Here is a 13,365-nt window from a genome sequence, read left to right as displayed (position 1 = left end):
GGACCTGGCGGGACCGCGCACCGGCACGTGGACCGGTACGAGTCACTGACACTGACACTGACACTGACGCGGCAATTGCGCATCAGGGTCGACGCATAAAGGCTCCCTTCCCGATTGCGATCGCATCATCGATCGCCGTTGGGAAGGGAGCCTTTATGTTGTCAAGGCAGACTTACTCCGCCAGCTGTTGAGCCCTGCTCATCGACCGGGTCCGGCCAGCCCTTCGCCGGTATCAGGGAAGAGTGGCCACGGAGGAGCAGTTGCCGATGCCGGTGCGGCAGATCCGGTAGGAGTAACCCGACCGCGCGAAGGCTGCCCAGCCCTCCGATGAGGTACAGATCGAGTTGCCCTTCCACGACCACGAACTGCTGCCCGGTGCGCGCTCCTGCCAGCGAGCGCAGTGGCCGTCGGTCAGCGGGTCCCGCGCGAAGAGGTCCCAGTCACCATTCTTGATGTACACGGCCCGCCCAGCGGCGCCGGTGGTGCTCTTGCTAATCACCGCTGCCTGGGCCGGCACCGCCGCGAACGCAAGTACGACCATAGCCGTCGAGGCAACTGCTCCGACTCGCGCCGTCCATCTCTTCGTAGTCACGACCACTCCCCGTTCTCATGGCTGTCGATTAGGACAGCAGCAGTCTAGGGGGGAAGGACGGCGTTGATCAATGCGTTATCGTCAACCAACCCAGCGTGACAGTTGGTCACGACGTTCGACAGGCCAACTCGACCGACACGGTCAGATGACCCCAGCCTCCTTGGCCTTGGCCTCGTTGCGCTTCTGCTCCTCGTACGTCTCGGCGAAGGCAGAGTGGCCCTGCTTGTCGATCGCCACGAAGTAGAGCCACTTGCCGGACGGCGGGTCCATCGCCCCCTCCAGGGCCTGCTTGCCCGGGTTGTTGATCGGGGTGGGGATCATGCCGCGCAGCTTGCGACTGTAAGGGCTCGTGGTGTCGAGCAGCTCCGACTGGTTCATCTCGGCCGAGGTCTTGGTCGGTTTTCCGGTCGCCTCCAACCAGTAGTTGACCGTGACGTCCATCTCCAGGCAGTTACAGGGGAACTCGCCGTACACCCTGTTGTACGCCACCCTGGCGACCTTGCCCAGGTCGTCCTTGTTGCCCGCCTCGGCCTGTGCAAGCGACGCAACGATCAGCGCCTCGTACGGGCTGACCTTGCGCTCCTCCTGCACCCGGTCGGCGAACTTCATCTCGCCGCTCACCGAGAGGAAGCGGTTCACCATCAGCTTGAGGATGCTCTCGGCCGTGGACTTCGGCGGGATCTCGTAGGTGTCCGGAAACAGGAAGCCCTCGATGGACTTGACGGACTTCTTGCCGTCGTCGCGCTTGAACCACCACTCCGGCACGCCGAGCGCCTCCGGGTCCTTCGCGGCGGCCTGGAAGTTCTTCACCGGGATCTTGGTCTTCTCGGAGAGCAGTTTGTAGATGTTGAAGCTCGTGCGGCCCTCGGGGATCGTCAGCCCGTTGACGATCTTGTTCTTCAGGTCGAGCATCGCTGTCACCGCGCTCGCGCCGCTCATCTGCTTGCGCAGCTTGTACGTGCCCGGCTGGATGTTCTTGCTGCGCGAGTTGGCCTCGGCCGCCTCGATGAAGGCCTTCTGGCTCTTCACCACGTCGGCAGCTACCAGGGCGTCGGCCATGTCGGCGAGCAGCGCGCCGTTCTTGATCTCGACGGTGATCTCACCGGCCCCGCTGCCGTCGTAGTCGGGGGTGACGAAGTAGTTCTGGATGCGGTCGAAGCCGTAGAACGCGCCGCCGCCGATGCCGCCCAGCAGGAGCAGGGCCATCAGCAGGGCCAGGAATGTCTTGCCCCGTCCGCCGCCGGACCCGCCCTTGCGCTTGCGGAAGCCGCGCCGGTGCCGACCCTTCTCCCCCCGCTCCGGCTCGTCGAACCCAAGATCCAGATCGTCGATCATTACGTCCGCCTCCGCTGCGCGTCCAGCCAGCTCTGCAGGATCTCCACCGCGGCCGCCTGATCGACAACCGCACGTTGACGTTTACCTCGGACGCCACGCTCGGCAAGCCTACGAGAAGCGACCACGGTCGACATCCTCTCGTCAGTGAGCGTTACCGGGACAGGCGCTATCACATCGACCAGTCGGTCAGCGTACGCCTTCACATGGACGGCCGCAGGGCCGTGCTTGCCGGCGAGATTGACCGGAAGACCGACGACAACCCCGACGGCCTCGTGCTCAGCCACCAACGCGGCCAGCTCGGCGAGGTCGCTCGGCACCGCGTCCGGCGCCGCCGTGAGATCGCGCGCCAGCGTGACCAGCGGCGTTGCCAGGATCCCGTCCGGATCCGAGCGCGAGATGCCCACCCGGACCTGACCAACGTCCACGCCGATTCGCACACCACGCGTCAGCTCAGCCACCGAACGTCACCACCGCTCGGGTACGAACCAGGGCGGACCAATTGGCCCACCCTGACTCACGGTGATGATCCATCACGCTTCAGTGATCGCCTTCTCGACGGTGAGCAGCAGGTTCGGCGCCTCGGCCGCGGGTAGACCGCCGCCCTGGGCCAGATCGGGGCTGCCACCGCCGCGCCCGGAGAACGCCGCCTTCACCAGATCCGACGCGGCCAGGCCACGGCTCCGCGCCGCCGCGTTGACCGCGACCACCAGGGACGCCTTGCCGTTCGACCGCGCCGCCACCGCGACGACCGCCGGCCGCGCCGGGTCGATCTTGCCGCGGATCTCCTGGGCCAGGGTGCGCACGTCGTTGCCGGCCGCGCCCTCCGGCGCCTCGGTGCCCACGTACGCGACCCCGCGTACGTCCTTGGCCTGCGCCGCGAGCGCCGCCGCACCGCCCAGCACCAGCTGGGCGCGCAGCTTCTCCAACTCCTTCTCGGCGTCGCGAAGCTGGGTGACTGTCTGCTCCACCCGGTCGGCGACCTGATCGTTGGGCACCCGGTAAAGCTCGGCCAGCCGGGAGACCAACAGGTGCTCCTTGGCCAGGAAGCCGAAGGCGTCCATGCCGACCAGCGCCTCGACCCGGCGGACACCGGAACCGATGGACGACTCGGAGAGGATCTTCACGAGGCCGAGCTGGGCCGAGCGGGCCACGTGCGTGCCGCCGCACAGCTCCCGGGCGTAGTCACCCACCTCGACGACCCGCACCTCCTCGCCGTACTTCTCGCCGAAGAGCGCCATCGCGCCGATCCGCCGCGCCTCGTCCAACGAGGTGATGAAGGCGTGCACCTCCAGGTCGGCCAGGAGCACCTCGTTGACCTGCTGCTCCACGTCGCGCAACACGCTCGGCGACACCCCGGTCGGGGTGTTGAAGTCGAACCGGAGCCGACCGGGGGCGTTCAGCGACCCGGCCTGCGTCGCCGACTCACCGAGGAAGTTACGCATGGTCTGGTGCACCAGGTGCGTGGCGGTGTGCGACCGGGAGATCGCCCGACGCCGGGTCGTGTCGATCTCGGCGAAGCCGGCCTCACCAGCGCGCACCTCACCCCGGATCACCCGGGCGCGGTGCACGATCAGACCGGGCACCGGCTGCTGCACGTCGAGCACCTCGACCTGCCCGCCGCCAACCGTGATCATGCCCTGGTCAGGCTGCTGGCCACCGCCCTCGGCGTAGAACGGCGTGGTGTCCAGCACCAGCTCGATGGTGTCGCCCTCGGTCGCCGCCTGGCGCGGGCCGTCGGCGCCGAGCAACGCCCGCACCGTCGACTCGCGGGACACCTCGCTGTACCCGGTGAACGTCACCGGCCCACCCGCGTCGAGCACCGACCGGTACGCCGACAGGTCGACGTGCCCCGTCTTGCGGGCCTGCGCGTCCGCCTTCGCCCGGGTCCGCTGGTCGGCCATCAGCCGCCGGAACCCCTCGTCGTCGACAGTGAGGCCCTGCTCCGCGGCGATCTCCAGGGTCAGATCGATCGGGAAGCCGTACGTGTCGTGCAGCTGGAACGCCTTCGCGCCCGACAGCGCGGAGCCGCCCGCCGTGCGGGTCTCCGCGATCGCGGTGTCCAGGATCGTCGTGCCGGCCCGCAGGGTCGACAGGAACGCCTCCTCCTCCGCGTACGCGTAGTCCGCGATCCGGTCGAAGTCGGTCGCCAGCTCCGGGTACGACGGCGCCATGCAGTCCCGGGCCACCGGCAGCAGCTCGGGCAGCGCCCGATCCTGCCAGCCCAGCAGCCGGATCGACCGGATCGCCCGGCGCATGATCCGGCGCAGCACGTACCCGCGACCCTCGTTCGACGGGGTCACACCGTCGCCGATCAGCATCAACGCCGTGCGCACGTGATCCGCGATCACCCGCAGCCGGACGTCGTCCGGGTGCGACTCGCTGGCCACGTGCCCGGAGTGCGCGCCGTAGCGCTTACCGGTCAGCTCGGCCGCCCGGGCCAGGATCGGCCGGACCTCGTCGATCTCGTACAGGTTGTCCACACCCTGCAGGATCGAGGCCATCCGCTCCAGGCCCATGCCGGTGTCGATGTTCTTCGCCGGCAGGTCACCCAGGATCGGGTAGTCGTCCTTCGTCGTGCCCGGACCCCGCTCGAACTGCATGAAGACGAGGTTCCAGAACTCCATGTAGCGGTCCTCGTCGACCGCCGGGCCGCCCTCACGGCCGTACTCCGGGCCCCTGTCGTAGAACAGCTCGGAGCACGGACCGCACGGCCCGGGAATGCCCATCGACCAGAAGTTGTCCGCCTTGCCCCGGCGCACGATCCGCTCGGCGGGAACCCCCACCGACCGCCAGATCTCGTACGCCTCGTCGTCGTCGAGGTACACCGTCGGCCAGACCCGCTCCGGGTCCAGCCCGAACCCGCCGTCGGCCTGCGACTTGGTGACCAGGTCCCAGGCGAGCGGAATCGCGCCGGCCTTGAAGTAGTCCCCGAAGGAGAAGTTGCCGTTCATCTGGAAGAACGTGCCGTGCCGGCTGGTCTTGCCGACCTCGTCGATGTCCGGGGTACGGATGCACTTCTGCACGCTGACCGCCCGCTGGTACGGGGGCGTCTGCTGACCCAGGAAGTACGGGACGAACTGCACCATGCCGGCGTTGACGAACAGCAGGTTCGGGTCGCTGATGGCGGGCAGCGGAGCGGACGGCACCACGGTGTGGCCATTCGCCTCGAAGTGCGCGAGGTACCGCCGCTTGATCTCCGCCGTCTTCATCGCTGGTGTTCCTCCGGAAAGATTTCTCGATCGCCGATTCGCGGGTCTTCCCGCAGGTCGGCGAACTTATCGTCGAACGCCTCGCCCTGGGCGAACGCGTGGTGGATCTCCTGCTCGCGTTCGGCCATCCCGACCCGGACGTCCTCCACGAAACTACGCAGCGACTCGACGAGCCCGCCAGCGGATTCCGTCAGTGAGCTGGCGATGCCCGCCGGCGTGTACGCCTGCGCGGTCCGGGTCGCCTTGCGGACCACGATCACCCCGACGGCGACCCCGATACCGAGCCAGAACAAGCGCCTCATGTCCGCTACCTCCTGCTGCGCCGGGCCGGTCAGCTGTTGCCGCGTCGCGCGGCCCGTCGCTGCTGCTTGATGGTGTCGCGTACCTCGCGCTCGGTCTCGGCGTGCCGGCGGCCGGCGGCGGCCTTACGCACGCCATAGCCGAACGCGGCCACCTTGACCAGGGGGTTGGCGGCAGCGGCGGAGACGACGGTGGCCAGGTTGGCGACGTTGGCGGTGACGTTCTGCGCGTGGCTGGTCATGGTGTCGACCTTCGCCAGCTGGAGGTTCACACCGTCGAGCGAGGTCTGCACCTGCTCCAGCGCGACGTTGACGTTCTTCACAGTGGTGTTCACGTCACCGAGCAGCGGTGCGGTCCGATCGTTGAGGTCGTTGATCATGCGGGTGGTGGCGTCAACCGTGTGCCGCAGCCGCAGGATGGGCAGCGTCAGGATGAGCACCAGCACCGCGAACGCGCTTGCCGCGATCAGCGCCGCGATCGCTCCAATGTCGCCCACGCCTGTCCTCCTCAAGCAGAGTTCCGCAGGACCCGACGTCCCCGGAACACACAACCATGGCACCCGTACCGGCCGCCGAGCCGTCGGCTGTCACCGGTGGCGGGCGTGCCGCCAGCCCCAGACCCTACCGTCCGTGATGGAGACCGGCTCAGGACGGTGAGGGTGTCAGCTCGCCCAGCGGATCCGCACTGACAGTTGGGAACGGGTCCTCACCGGTCAGTGACGGGTCGGTGGTCGGCTGCGGCCTGGTCCGCTCGTCGTCGATCGCATTGCGCACCTTCACCGACACCAACGAGCCGGTGCACTCGGTCGCAGCGGCCGACGGGTCGGCGGACGGGTCGGCCGACGGGTCGGCGGACGGCACGACCGCCGGCTCACCGTCGACCGGCGGCGGCACGCAGGTCGGCTCGCGTACCCACAGGTCGAGGGTCAACTCGTCGCGACGCCAGCAGGTGTAGCTGCCCTTCGTCTGCTGCTCCGGGCAGCGGCTCACCTTCCACGGCTGCCACCCGTCCTGGCGCAGCGCGTCCTCGTAGACCTGCGCCGTCTCCTTGGGCGCCTTCTCCGAGGTCACGGTGCGCTCCCGCAGCCGGCAGTCGAGCAGGCACCAGCGGCTGCCGCTGACGTCGTCGACAGTCTTCGCGGCCGCCCACCCGGGCACGTTGAGCTGGTCCAGGTTGTCGAAGACCGGGTCACGGCTCAGCGTCCGGATGCCGAAGAAGAGCGGCACCGCGCCGAGCAGCACGACGCTGACCAGCGCCAACACCGCCGCGCGCAGGCGGCGCCGTTCACGGGTCTGCCGGCGTTCCTCGGAACGGGCACCCGGTGCGGCGTCGTCGTCCGGCGCGTCCTGTCCGGCCGAACGCAGCGCCGGCTCGTCGGAGGGCTCCGGTGCCGGCCGGTCCACCGGAGCGGACGCCGAGGGCACCGCGGCGGCGGCGCGGGCCACGCCGACCGGCTCGCCGCCGCGTCCGGGCGGCGGCACTGGCGCGACCCCGCTCGGCTCGGCACGACCGGGCTCCCGATTCGGTGGCAGGGCGCGTCCGGCGGCACGGTCGGCCGGCGTAGGCCGACCGACCGGCGCACCAGCACGGGCCGTCCCCGGTTCACCGGTAGTCCGCTCGTCGGTGGGCGGCTGCCCGCCGGGTGGGCGGACGGCGGCGCGAGCCGGGCCATCCGGACGTGACCGTGGCGGACCATCCACACCCGGCGGCACCGCCGCACGAGCCGGGCCGTCCGGACGTGAACGTGGCGGACCATCCACGCCCTGCGGCACCGCCGCACGAGCCGGACCGTCCGGTCGGGTCGCGTCCCGGGGTGCCGCCTCGCCACCCGGGCCGGCGCGCAGTGGGCCGTCAGCGCCACGGTGCCCGGGGCCGGGTGCCGGCGCGTCGCCGGGCACGGGCCGGGCCCGGCCGGGTGGGGCGGAGCGGGCGGCGCCCCGAGCCGCGGGACCGGCGCCGGGGGCGGCTCGGCCAGCGGCGTAGGGATCGTCGCCGTGGTCGCCGGCGGGGCCGGGTCGACCGGGGCCGGCCGTACCGTCGGGGCCGGGCTCGGCTGCTGGACGACGCCGTCGGCCCGTCGGGTCCGGGGCGGGCGGTGCGTCCGGGCCGGGGCCTGCCACGGCACGGCCACGCCGGCCGGTGGGGTCCGGAGGGGGTACTGCCGCAGCGCCCCGCCCACGGGCGGGCCGTTCGCCGGGCGGCGGCGGATAGGGCAGCGCCTGCTCGCCGGTGGATCCCGAACCGTCGGGTCGGGCGGCGCGACGACCGGTCGGTGTGTCCGCGCCCGGGTCGACCGGCGGGCCGGCGGGCCGGCGGGCGGCGGTCTGCTCCGCGGCCGGGTCCGGCACGGCGAGCCGACCGGACGCCTGGTCGGCGAGGTCTGCCGGCCCGGTGGGCGGCGCCGGACGGCGTCCCCCGGCCGGCGGGCTGCCGTCTCGGCGGTTGACGACCGGCAGGCCAGGGTCGGTGTGTGGCAGTCGGCCGGCCTGGCGGAGCCAGTCCGCGGGCCGCTCCGGGCGGTCCGGCCGGTCCGGGCGGGGTTCGCCACCGGGGGGCGTTCGACGTTCCGGTTCGTCGGAGACGACACGGCGGCGACCGGTGCCGTCGGCGGGGCCGGTGGTGGGCAGGGCGCCGCTGTGCGCACCGGTCGCCTCGGGCACCGACGACGCGTTGCCCGAGCGGGGCACGGATGGGGCGTTGCCCGCACGGGGCACGGGTGGGGCGTTGCCCGAGCGGGGCACCACCGGCTCGTCGGGTTCGGCGGCGCGGCGACGCCCGCCGGCCGCCGGAGCGGGGCGCTCGGAAGCGCGCCGCCCGGTGGGCTCGGGTGCACCGGGGTCGGCCGGGCCCGGGCGACGCCGGCCGGTACGCGAATCACGCTCGATGGCGGGGTCGGGCCGCAGGCCGTCCGCGGGCGGCGGCACGACGCCAGCCGGTGCGCCGTCGAAGCGGGCCGGCCCGGGGGCGGCAGGTGCTCCGGCGGCCCGCGCCGGGTCGGTCGGGCCGGCGGCGCGCCGACCGGCGGGCGTGCCGTCGGCGGGCGGCACGGCACGGCCGGGCGGGACCGGCTGATCGGGGCCGGGTCGGCGGCCCGCCGGACCAGCGTCCGGACGGCGCAGCGGCGGCATCGCGTCGGGATGCCCGCCGGGTGCGGCGGGGTCCTGATGACGGCCCGGTGGAACAGCGGCGTCCGGGCGACGGCCGGTCGGGGCGCCTGAGGTCGGTGGGCCAACGGGTGGGCCGGGAGGGACCGCCGTACCACGGGAACGGGCCGGGCCGCCAGGCCCGTCGGGTGTCGGCCGAGGCCCCTGCGGGCCGGCCGGGTCACCCCCGCCCGGGCGGGCGGTGGGTGCCGGCGGTGGTACGGCGGCGCGGGCGCCGGGCACCGGCTGCACTCCTCGGCGCGGCGGCTGCCCGGGGGCGCCGGGGCCGACTGCGGGTGGCCCGTCGTCCGGGCGACGGCCCGCTGGCGGCGCCTCCCCCGGCCAGGGGCCGTCGACCGGTCGACGGGCGGCGGCACCGCCCGGTCCACTCTGGCGCGGGGCTGGCGGCGTCGAGGACTCCGGGCCGCTGCCGCGCGCACCAGGCGGCTCCGCCGGCGTACGCGGGGCGGGTTGTGTCGGCGGCCCGGGCGGGTCTGCCGGCGGCATGCCCCCGCGGGGTCGGTTCGGCTCCGCCGGTGCGCCGTCCGGGCCCAGCTCGGTGCGTTGCTGCTTGGCCGAACGCAGGTCGTCGATCCAGCCGAACTCCTCGCCGGCGACCGGCTCCTCCGGCTCGGGCTCGGCGGCCCGACCGCGACCCCAACGGCGGGTCTTGGCGCGGGGATCGCGCCCCTCGTCCGGGCCCTCGTCCGGGCGGTCCCCACCACGCGATCTCACTGTTGACCCTCTCCTGCGGCGTCGGTGCCGCTGTCCTGCATCGTGCCGGGGGCACCCGTGCCCGTCGTCGGGCGGGTGACCCCCGGGGATAGCGCTGGCGCGGTCTGCGCCGTTACGGACGGCTCGGATGCCGGCGTCTCCGGGCGGGCGGCCGGGGCCGCCAGACCACGCACGATCCGGCGCAGCAGCGGCAGCCGGCTGGCCACCGACCGCTCGGCGCCGTGCGGGCTGGGCTGGTAGTAGTCGGTGCCCACGAGGTCGTCCGGGACGTACTGCTGGGTGACCACGCCGCGCTGGTCGTCGTGCGGGTAGCGGTAGCCGGTCCCGTGGCCCAACCCTCGGGCGCCGGCGTAGTGCGCGTCGCGCAGCCCTCGCGGCACCGGGCCGCCGCGACCGGCCCGGACGTCGGCGATCGCGGCGCCGATGGCGGTGGTGGCCGAGTTCGACTTGGGCGCGGTGGCCAGGTGGATCACCGCCTGGGCGAGGTTGAGCTGCGCTTCGGGCAGCCCGACGTACTCGACAGCGTGCGCGGCGGCGGTCGCGACGCTCAGCGCACCGGGATCGGCCATCCCCACGTCCTCGCTGGCGAAGATGACCAGACGGCGGGCGATGAACCGGGCGTCCTCACCGGCGACGAGCATGCGGGCCAGCCAGTGCACCGCCGCGTCCACGTCCGAGCCACGCATGCTCTTGATGAAGGCGCTGACCACGTCGTAGTGGGCGTCGCCGTCGCGGTCGTAGCGCACCGCCGCCACGTCGACTGCCTGCTCGGCGGTGGCGAGGTCGATCCGCCCGCTGCCGAGGGCGGTGGCGGAGGCCGCCGCCGCCTCCAGGGCGGTGAGGGCCTTGCGGACGTCACCGGCGGCCAGCCGGACCAGGTGATCCTCGGCCTCGGTGGTCAGGGCGAGTGCGCCGCCCAGGCCACGCTTGTCGGCGACCGCGCGGCGCAGCAGACCCCGCACCGCCTCGTCGTCCAACGGCTGCAGGGTGAGCAGCACGCACCGCGACAGCAGCGGTGAGATGACCGAGAAGTACGGGTTCTCGGTGGTCGCCGCCAGCAGGGTGACCGTACGGTCCTCGACGGCGGCGAGCAGCGAATCCTGTTGGGTCTTGCTGAACCGGTGCACCTCGTCGATGAAGAGCACTGTCTGCGGGCCGCCGGAGCGACGCTGACGGCGAGCCGCCTCGATCACGGCCCGGACGTCCTTCACGCCGGCGGAGAGCGCCGACATGGCGACGAAGCGGCGGTCGGTCGCCCCGGCCACCAGGTGCGCGATGGTGGTCTTGCCGCTGCCCGGCGGGCCCCAGAGGATCACCGACATCGGAGCCCCGCCGGAGACCAGTTGCCGCAGGGGCGCGCCGGGGGCGAGCAGGTGCTCCTGCCCGACCAACTCGTCGAGGGTCACCGGGCGCATCCGGACGGGCAGGGGCGAATCGTCGGCCACCGCGGTGAAGCCGTCGACACCGGCGGGACCGTCGGGCGCGCTGCGCGACCCGGCGGGTTCACCGAGGGAGAAGAGGGCGTCGGACTCCATCACGAAGACAGTACCGGGCCGGGCCCGCGACGCCGGAATCGCGCCGCGGGCCCGCCACCGGTGATCGGTTCCGGTCAGCCACGCCCGGGGCGACGACCCCGGTACCAGCGGCCGCCGCCACCGCCGCCACCGCCGCGCGGGCCACTGCCCACGCCGGCCAGGTAGAGCGAGAGGAGGAGCAGTCCGATGAGCACGAGGGTGTTCCAGTTGAACAGGTCGGGTGCGCCGAAGTTGGTGTCGAGCAGGTCGAGCAGCAGAGCGAAGCCAAAGACGATGGCCGCGAGAATGGCGAGCATGTCGGTCCTCCGGTGGGGGTTCCCAGTAGGTCGGCGCGTGATGTACCCAATCGGTCGACTCGCCAATCTCCACGGTGGAGGTGGCCGCCCCGCGCCGGCCCGGCGCGGGCGTTCCACCCCCGGCTCCTAGGCTGAACCGCATGATCATCGACGACCGGGTGCTCCAGGACCGGAGCGCCATCCTGGCCGCCGTCGGCCATCACCCGTTCGCCCGGCACGCGCTCGGGCGGGCCGTGCCGGCGCACGCGTACCGGCGCGATGGCGCGGTGCTGTGGCTGGTCCCGCCCGAGCACGGACCGGCCGGCTGCGCGATCGGCCCGGCCCAACCGGCGCTGGAGATCTGTGTCGCGCTCGCCGCCGACGGGATGCTCCAGCCCGGACAACGGCTGCACCTGCCTCGATACGATCGCGGTCTACTGGCCGACCGGTTGACGGTGGCCGAGCACAGCGACTGGGACTTCCACTGGACCGACACGTCGCCACCGACGCAGCCGGACGAGCAGTCGGTGGTACGCCTCACCGACGCCGACCAGCCGGCGCTGGCCGCACTGGTCGACGAGTCGTTCCCCACCAGCACCTCCCGCCCGGGCGACCCACGGGTGGTCGACTGGTACGGCATCCGGGCCGGCGACCGGTTGGTGGCGTGCGGCGCGGACCGCAGCCAGGGCGACATCGGCTTCCTCGCCGGCCTGACCGTCGCCCCCGACCAACGAGGTCGAGGGCTGGGCGCGGCCCTGACCGCAGGGATGACCCGGGCGCTGCTGGCGCGCCACGACACCGTGGGGCTCGGCGTCTACACGCACAATGTCGGTGCGGCGCGGCTCTACCGTCGGCTCGGCTACACCAACACTCTCCCGCTCAGCTCGATCCGCCTCGCCTGACCCGCAGCAGGGGCCCCTCGCGGACGAGGGACCCCTTCCTCAGCGGTCGGCGGCGGGTACCGGAACCGCGGTCGGCTCGACAGCCGGGACGGCTCGGCGGCCGGCCAGCCAGGCGGGCAGGTAGAGCGGTGCGGCGACGGCCAGCACCACAGCGCCGACCACCATCGCGGTACTGATGCTGGTGGCGGCGGCGAGCGCGGTCAGCACCACCCCACCGAGCGCGCCGGCCGGCTGCGCCATCATCGAGTTCAGCGAGAGCACGCTGGTCCGGTACGGGCCGTCGACCTGCCGGTGCAGCAGCCCACTGTGCAGCGGGTTGGACGCGCCGTGCACGGCGTAGCAGGCCAGATACGCCACCAGCACGCCGACCGGTCCGGCGAACAACCCCATTCCGACCACCGTCACGCCCTGGAGGATGCGCAGCAGGGCCGCACCCGGGGCGGCGCCGAACCAGCGCAGCAGCAGTGGAGTCAGTGCCGCGCCGGCCGCCGAGGCGAGCCAGGCGGCCGAGTTCGCCGGCCCGAGCAGCGCCGCCGCGCGTTCCGGATCACCGATCACCTCGGCGAGCCGGACCGGCAGCAGCGACTCGAAGGTGACCATGCCGAAGCCCCAGAACAGTTCGACGGCCACCAACGCCAGCAGCACCCGGGAGCGACGCAGCAGCCCGACGGCCTGACCGATCATCCGGGGCGCCTGGACCACCGAGGATCTCAGCGCCGCGAACCCGGTGGCCGGCCGCTCTTCGACCAGCAGCACGACCAGCGCGACGAGCGCCGCCGCCTGCGCGACGATGGCGGCCAACACGGGCACCGTGAGCGCGCTGACCGGCCCGATCGGGCCGAGCGCGATGAGACCACCGCTGAGCAGCGCGCCACCGCCGATCGCCCCGCCGATGACGGTGCCGGCGTACCCGAGGCCGCGCTCGTACTCGGCCTCCGGGTCGGCGGCCAGGGTGGCGTCGACGTACCAGGACTCCAACGGGCCGCTGTCCAACGCCCGGTAGACGCCCTGCAGAGCCCAGACCACGAAGAACAGCCAGAACGAGTCGGCCACCGCGAACAGCGCCAGCGAGGCGAGGTTGAGCACGCCGGCGGCGAGCAGCACCGGTCGACGACCGAGAGCGTCGGCGAGCCCACCGGTGGGCAACTCCAGCGCCAGCACCAGCAGCCCCTGCGCCGTGCCGACCAGCCCGATCTGCGGCAACGACAGGCCGCGCTCCTGCATCAGCAGGATCATCACCGGGATCATCAGACCCGTGGGCAGCCAGCGCAGGCCGTACAGCGTGAGGTAACGACGCCGAACCTGGCGTACGGTCAGCGCGCTCACGATGGCACCTCCG

At 72.7% G+C, this 13,365-nt stretch carries 11 protein-coding genes; 1 reads left to right on the top strand and 10 read right to left on the bottom strand.

The window, feature by feature from the left end; all coding sequences use genetic code 11:
• Positions 1 to 232: 232 nt before the first annotated feature.
• The 9 genes from IW249_RS20835 to IW249_RS20795 form a co-directional block, all read right to left on the bottom strand.
• Positions 233 to 541: a hypothetical protein gene (locus IW249_RS20835; RefSeq protein ID WP_231392593.1), complete on the bottom strand. Its 309-nt coding sequence runs from the start codon at positions 539 to 541 to the stop codon at positions 233 to 235.
• A gap of 192 nt (positions 542 to 733) precedes the next feature.
• Positions 734 to 1,927 carry an endolytic transglycosylase MltG gene (gene mltG / locus IW249_RS20830; protein WP_196922302.1) on the bottom strand — a complete coding sequence of 398 codons (1,194 nt, stop codon included), beginning with the start codon at positions 1,925 to 1,927 and terminating at the stop codon, positions 734 to 736.
• Positions 1,927 to 2,385, bottom strand: coding sequence for a Holliday junction resolvase RuvX (ruvX, locus tag IW249_RS20825; protein ID WP_184184558.1), 459 nt, complete (start codon positions 2,383 to 2,385; stop codon positions 1,927 to 1,929). Before ruvX ends, mltG begins: the two co-directional genes overlap by 1 nt.
• Positions 2,386 to 2,457: 72 nt before the next feature.
• The gene (gene alaS, locus IW249_RS20820) at positions 2,458 to 5,136 is read right to left on the bottom strand and encodes an alanine--tRNA ligase (protein WP_196922301.1); all 2,679 of its coding nucleotides are present in this window, start codon (positions 5,134 to 5,136) and stop codon (positions 2,458 to 2,460) included.
• A complete protein-coding gene (locus tag IW249_RS20815) occupies positions 5,133 to 5,438 on the bottom strand; it encodes a hypothetical protein (protein WP_091401860.1) in 306 nt (101 codons plus the stop codon). The genes alaS and IW249_RS20815 overlap by 4 nt, the downstream gene beginning before the upstream one ends.
• Positions 5,439 to 5,467: 29 nt before the next feature.
• Positions 5,468 to 5,932 carry a DUF948 domain-containing protein gene (locus tag IW249_RS20810; protein WP_196922300.1) on the bottom strand — a complete coding sequence of 155 codons (465 nt, stop codon included), beginning with the start codon at positions 5,930 to 5,932 and terminating at the stop codon, positions 5,468 to 5,470.
• 148 nt (positions 5,933 to 6,080) lie between these two features.
• Positions 6,081 to 6,800, bottom strand: coding sequence for a hypothetical protein (locus tag IW249_RS20805; protein ID WP_196924882.1), 720 nt, complete (start codon positions 6,798 to 6,800; stop codon positions 6,081 to 6,083).
• Between the two features lie 2,510 nt (positions 6,801 to 9,310).
• Entirely contained in the window at positions 9,311 to 10,849 is a 1,539-nt protein-coding gene (locus IW249_RS20800; RefSeq protein ID WP_196922299.1) for a replication-associated recombination protein A, read from the bottom strand.
• A 74-nt stretch (positions 10,850 to 10,923) separates the two neighbouring features.
• Positions 10,924 to 11,145 carry a hypothetical protein gene (locus tag IW249_RS20795; protein WP_030335598.1) on the bottom strand — a complete coding sequence of 74 codons (222 nt, stop codon included), beginning with the start codon at positions 11,143 to 11,145 and terminating at the stop codon, positions 10,924 to 10,926.
• A 140-nt stretch (positions 11,146 to 11,285) separates the two neighbouring features.
• Between IW249_RS20795 and IW249_RS20790 the strand changes: the two genes are divergently transcribed.
• The gene (locus IW249_RS20790) at positions 11,286 to 12,026 is read left to right on the top strand and encodes a GNAT family N-acetyltransferase (protein ID WP_196922298.1); all 741 of its coding nucleotides are present in this window, start codon (positions 11,286 to 11,288) and stop codon (positions 12,024 to 12,026) included.
• 39 nt (positions 12,027 to 12,065) lie between these two features.
• On the opposite strand, the gene IW249_RS20785 is transcribed toward IW249_RS20790, so the two are convergent.
• Entirely contained in the window at positions 12,066 to 13,352 is a 1,287-nt protein-coding gene (locus IW249_RS20785) for an MFS transporter (RefSeq protein WP_196922297.1), read from the bottom strand.
• Between the last annotated feature and the right edge of the window lie 13 nt (positions 13,353 to 13,365).

The sequence above is a fragment of the Micromonospora vinacea genome, assembly GCF_015751785.1.
Lineage (GTDB): Bacteria > Actinomycetota > Actinomycetes > Mycobacteriales > Micromonosporaceae > Micromonospora > Micromonospora vinacea.
The sequence above is the reverse complement of the archived record's forward strand: the minus strand, read 5'-3'. Positions and strand labels throughout refer to the sequence as shown.

Coding starts and splice junctions, on each gene's coding strand:
- IW249_RS20835 (WP_231392593.1), bottom strand. CDS start 541: ATGGTCGTACTTGCGTTCGCGGCGGTGCCGGCCCAGGCAGCGGTGATT.
- mltG (WP_196922302.1), bottom strand. CDS start 1,927: ATGATCGACGATCTGGATCTTGGGTTCGACGAGCCGGAGCGGGGGGAG.
- alaS (WP_196922301.1), bottom strand. CDS start 5,136: ATGAAGACGGCGGAGATCAAGCGGCGGTACCTCGCGCACTTCGAGGCG.
- IW249_RS20815 (WP_091401860.1), bottom strand. CDS start 5,438: ATGAGGCGCTTGTTCTGGCTCGGTATCGGGGTCGCCGTCGGGGTGATC.
- IW249_RS20800 (WP_196922299.1), bottom strand. CDS start 10,849: ATGGAGTCCGACGCCCTCTTCTCCCTCGGTGAACCCGCCGGGTCGCGC.
- IW249_RS20795 (WP_030335598.1), bottom strand. CDS start 11,145: ATGCTCGCCATTCTCGCGGCCATCGTCTTTGGCTTCGCTCTGCTGCTC.
- IW249_RS20790 (WP_196922298.1), top strand. CDS start 11,286: ATGATCATCGACGACCGGGTGCTCCAGGACCGGAGCGCCATCCTGGCC.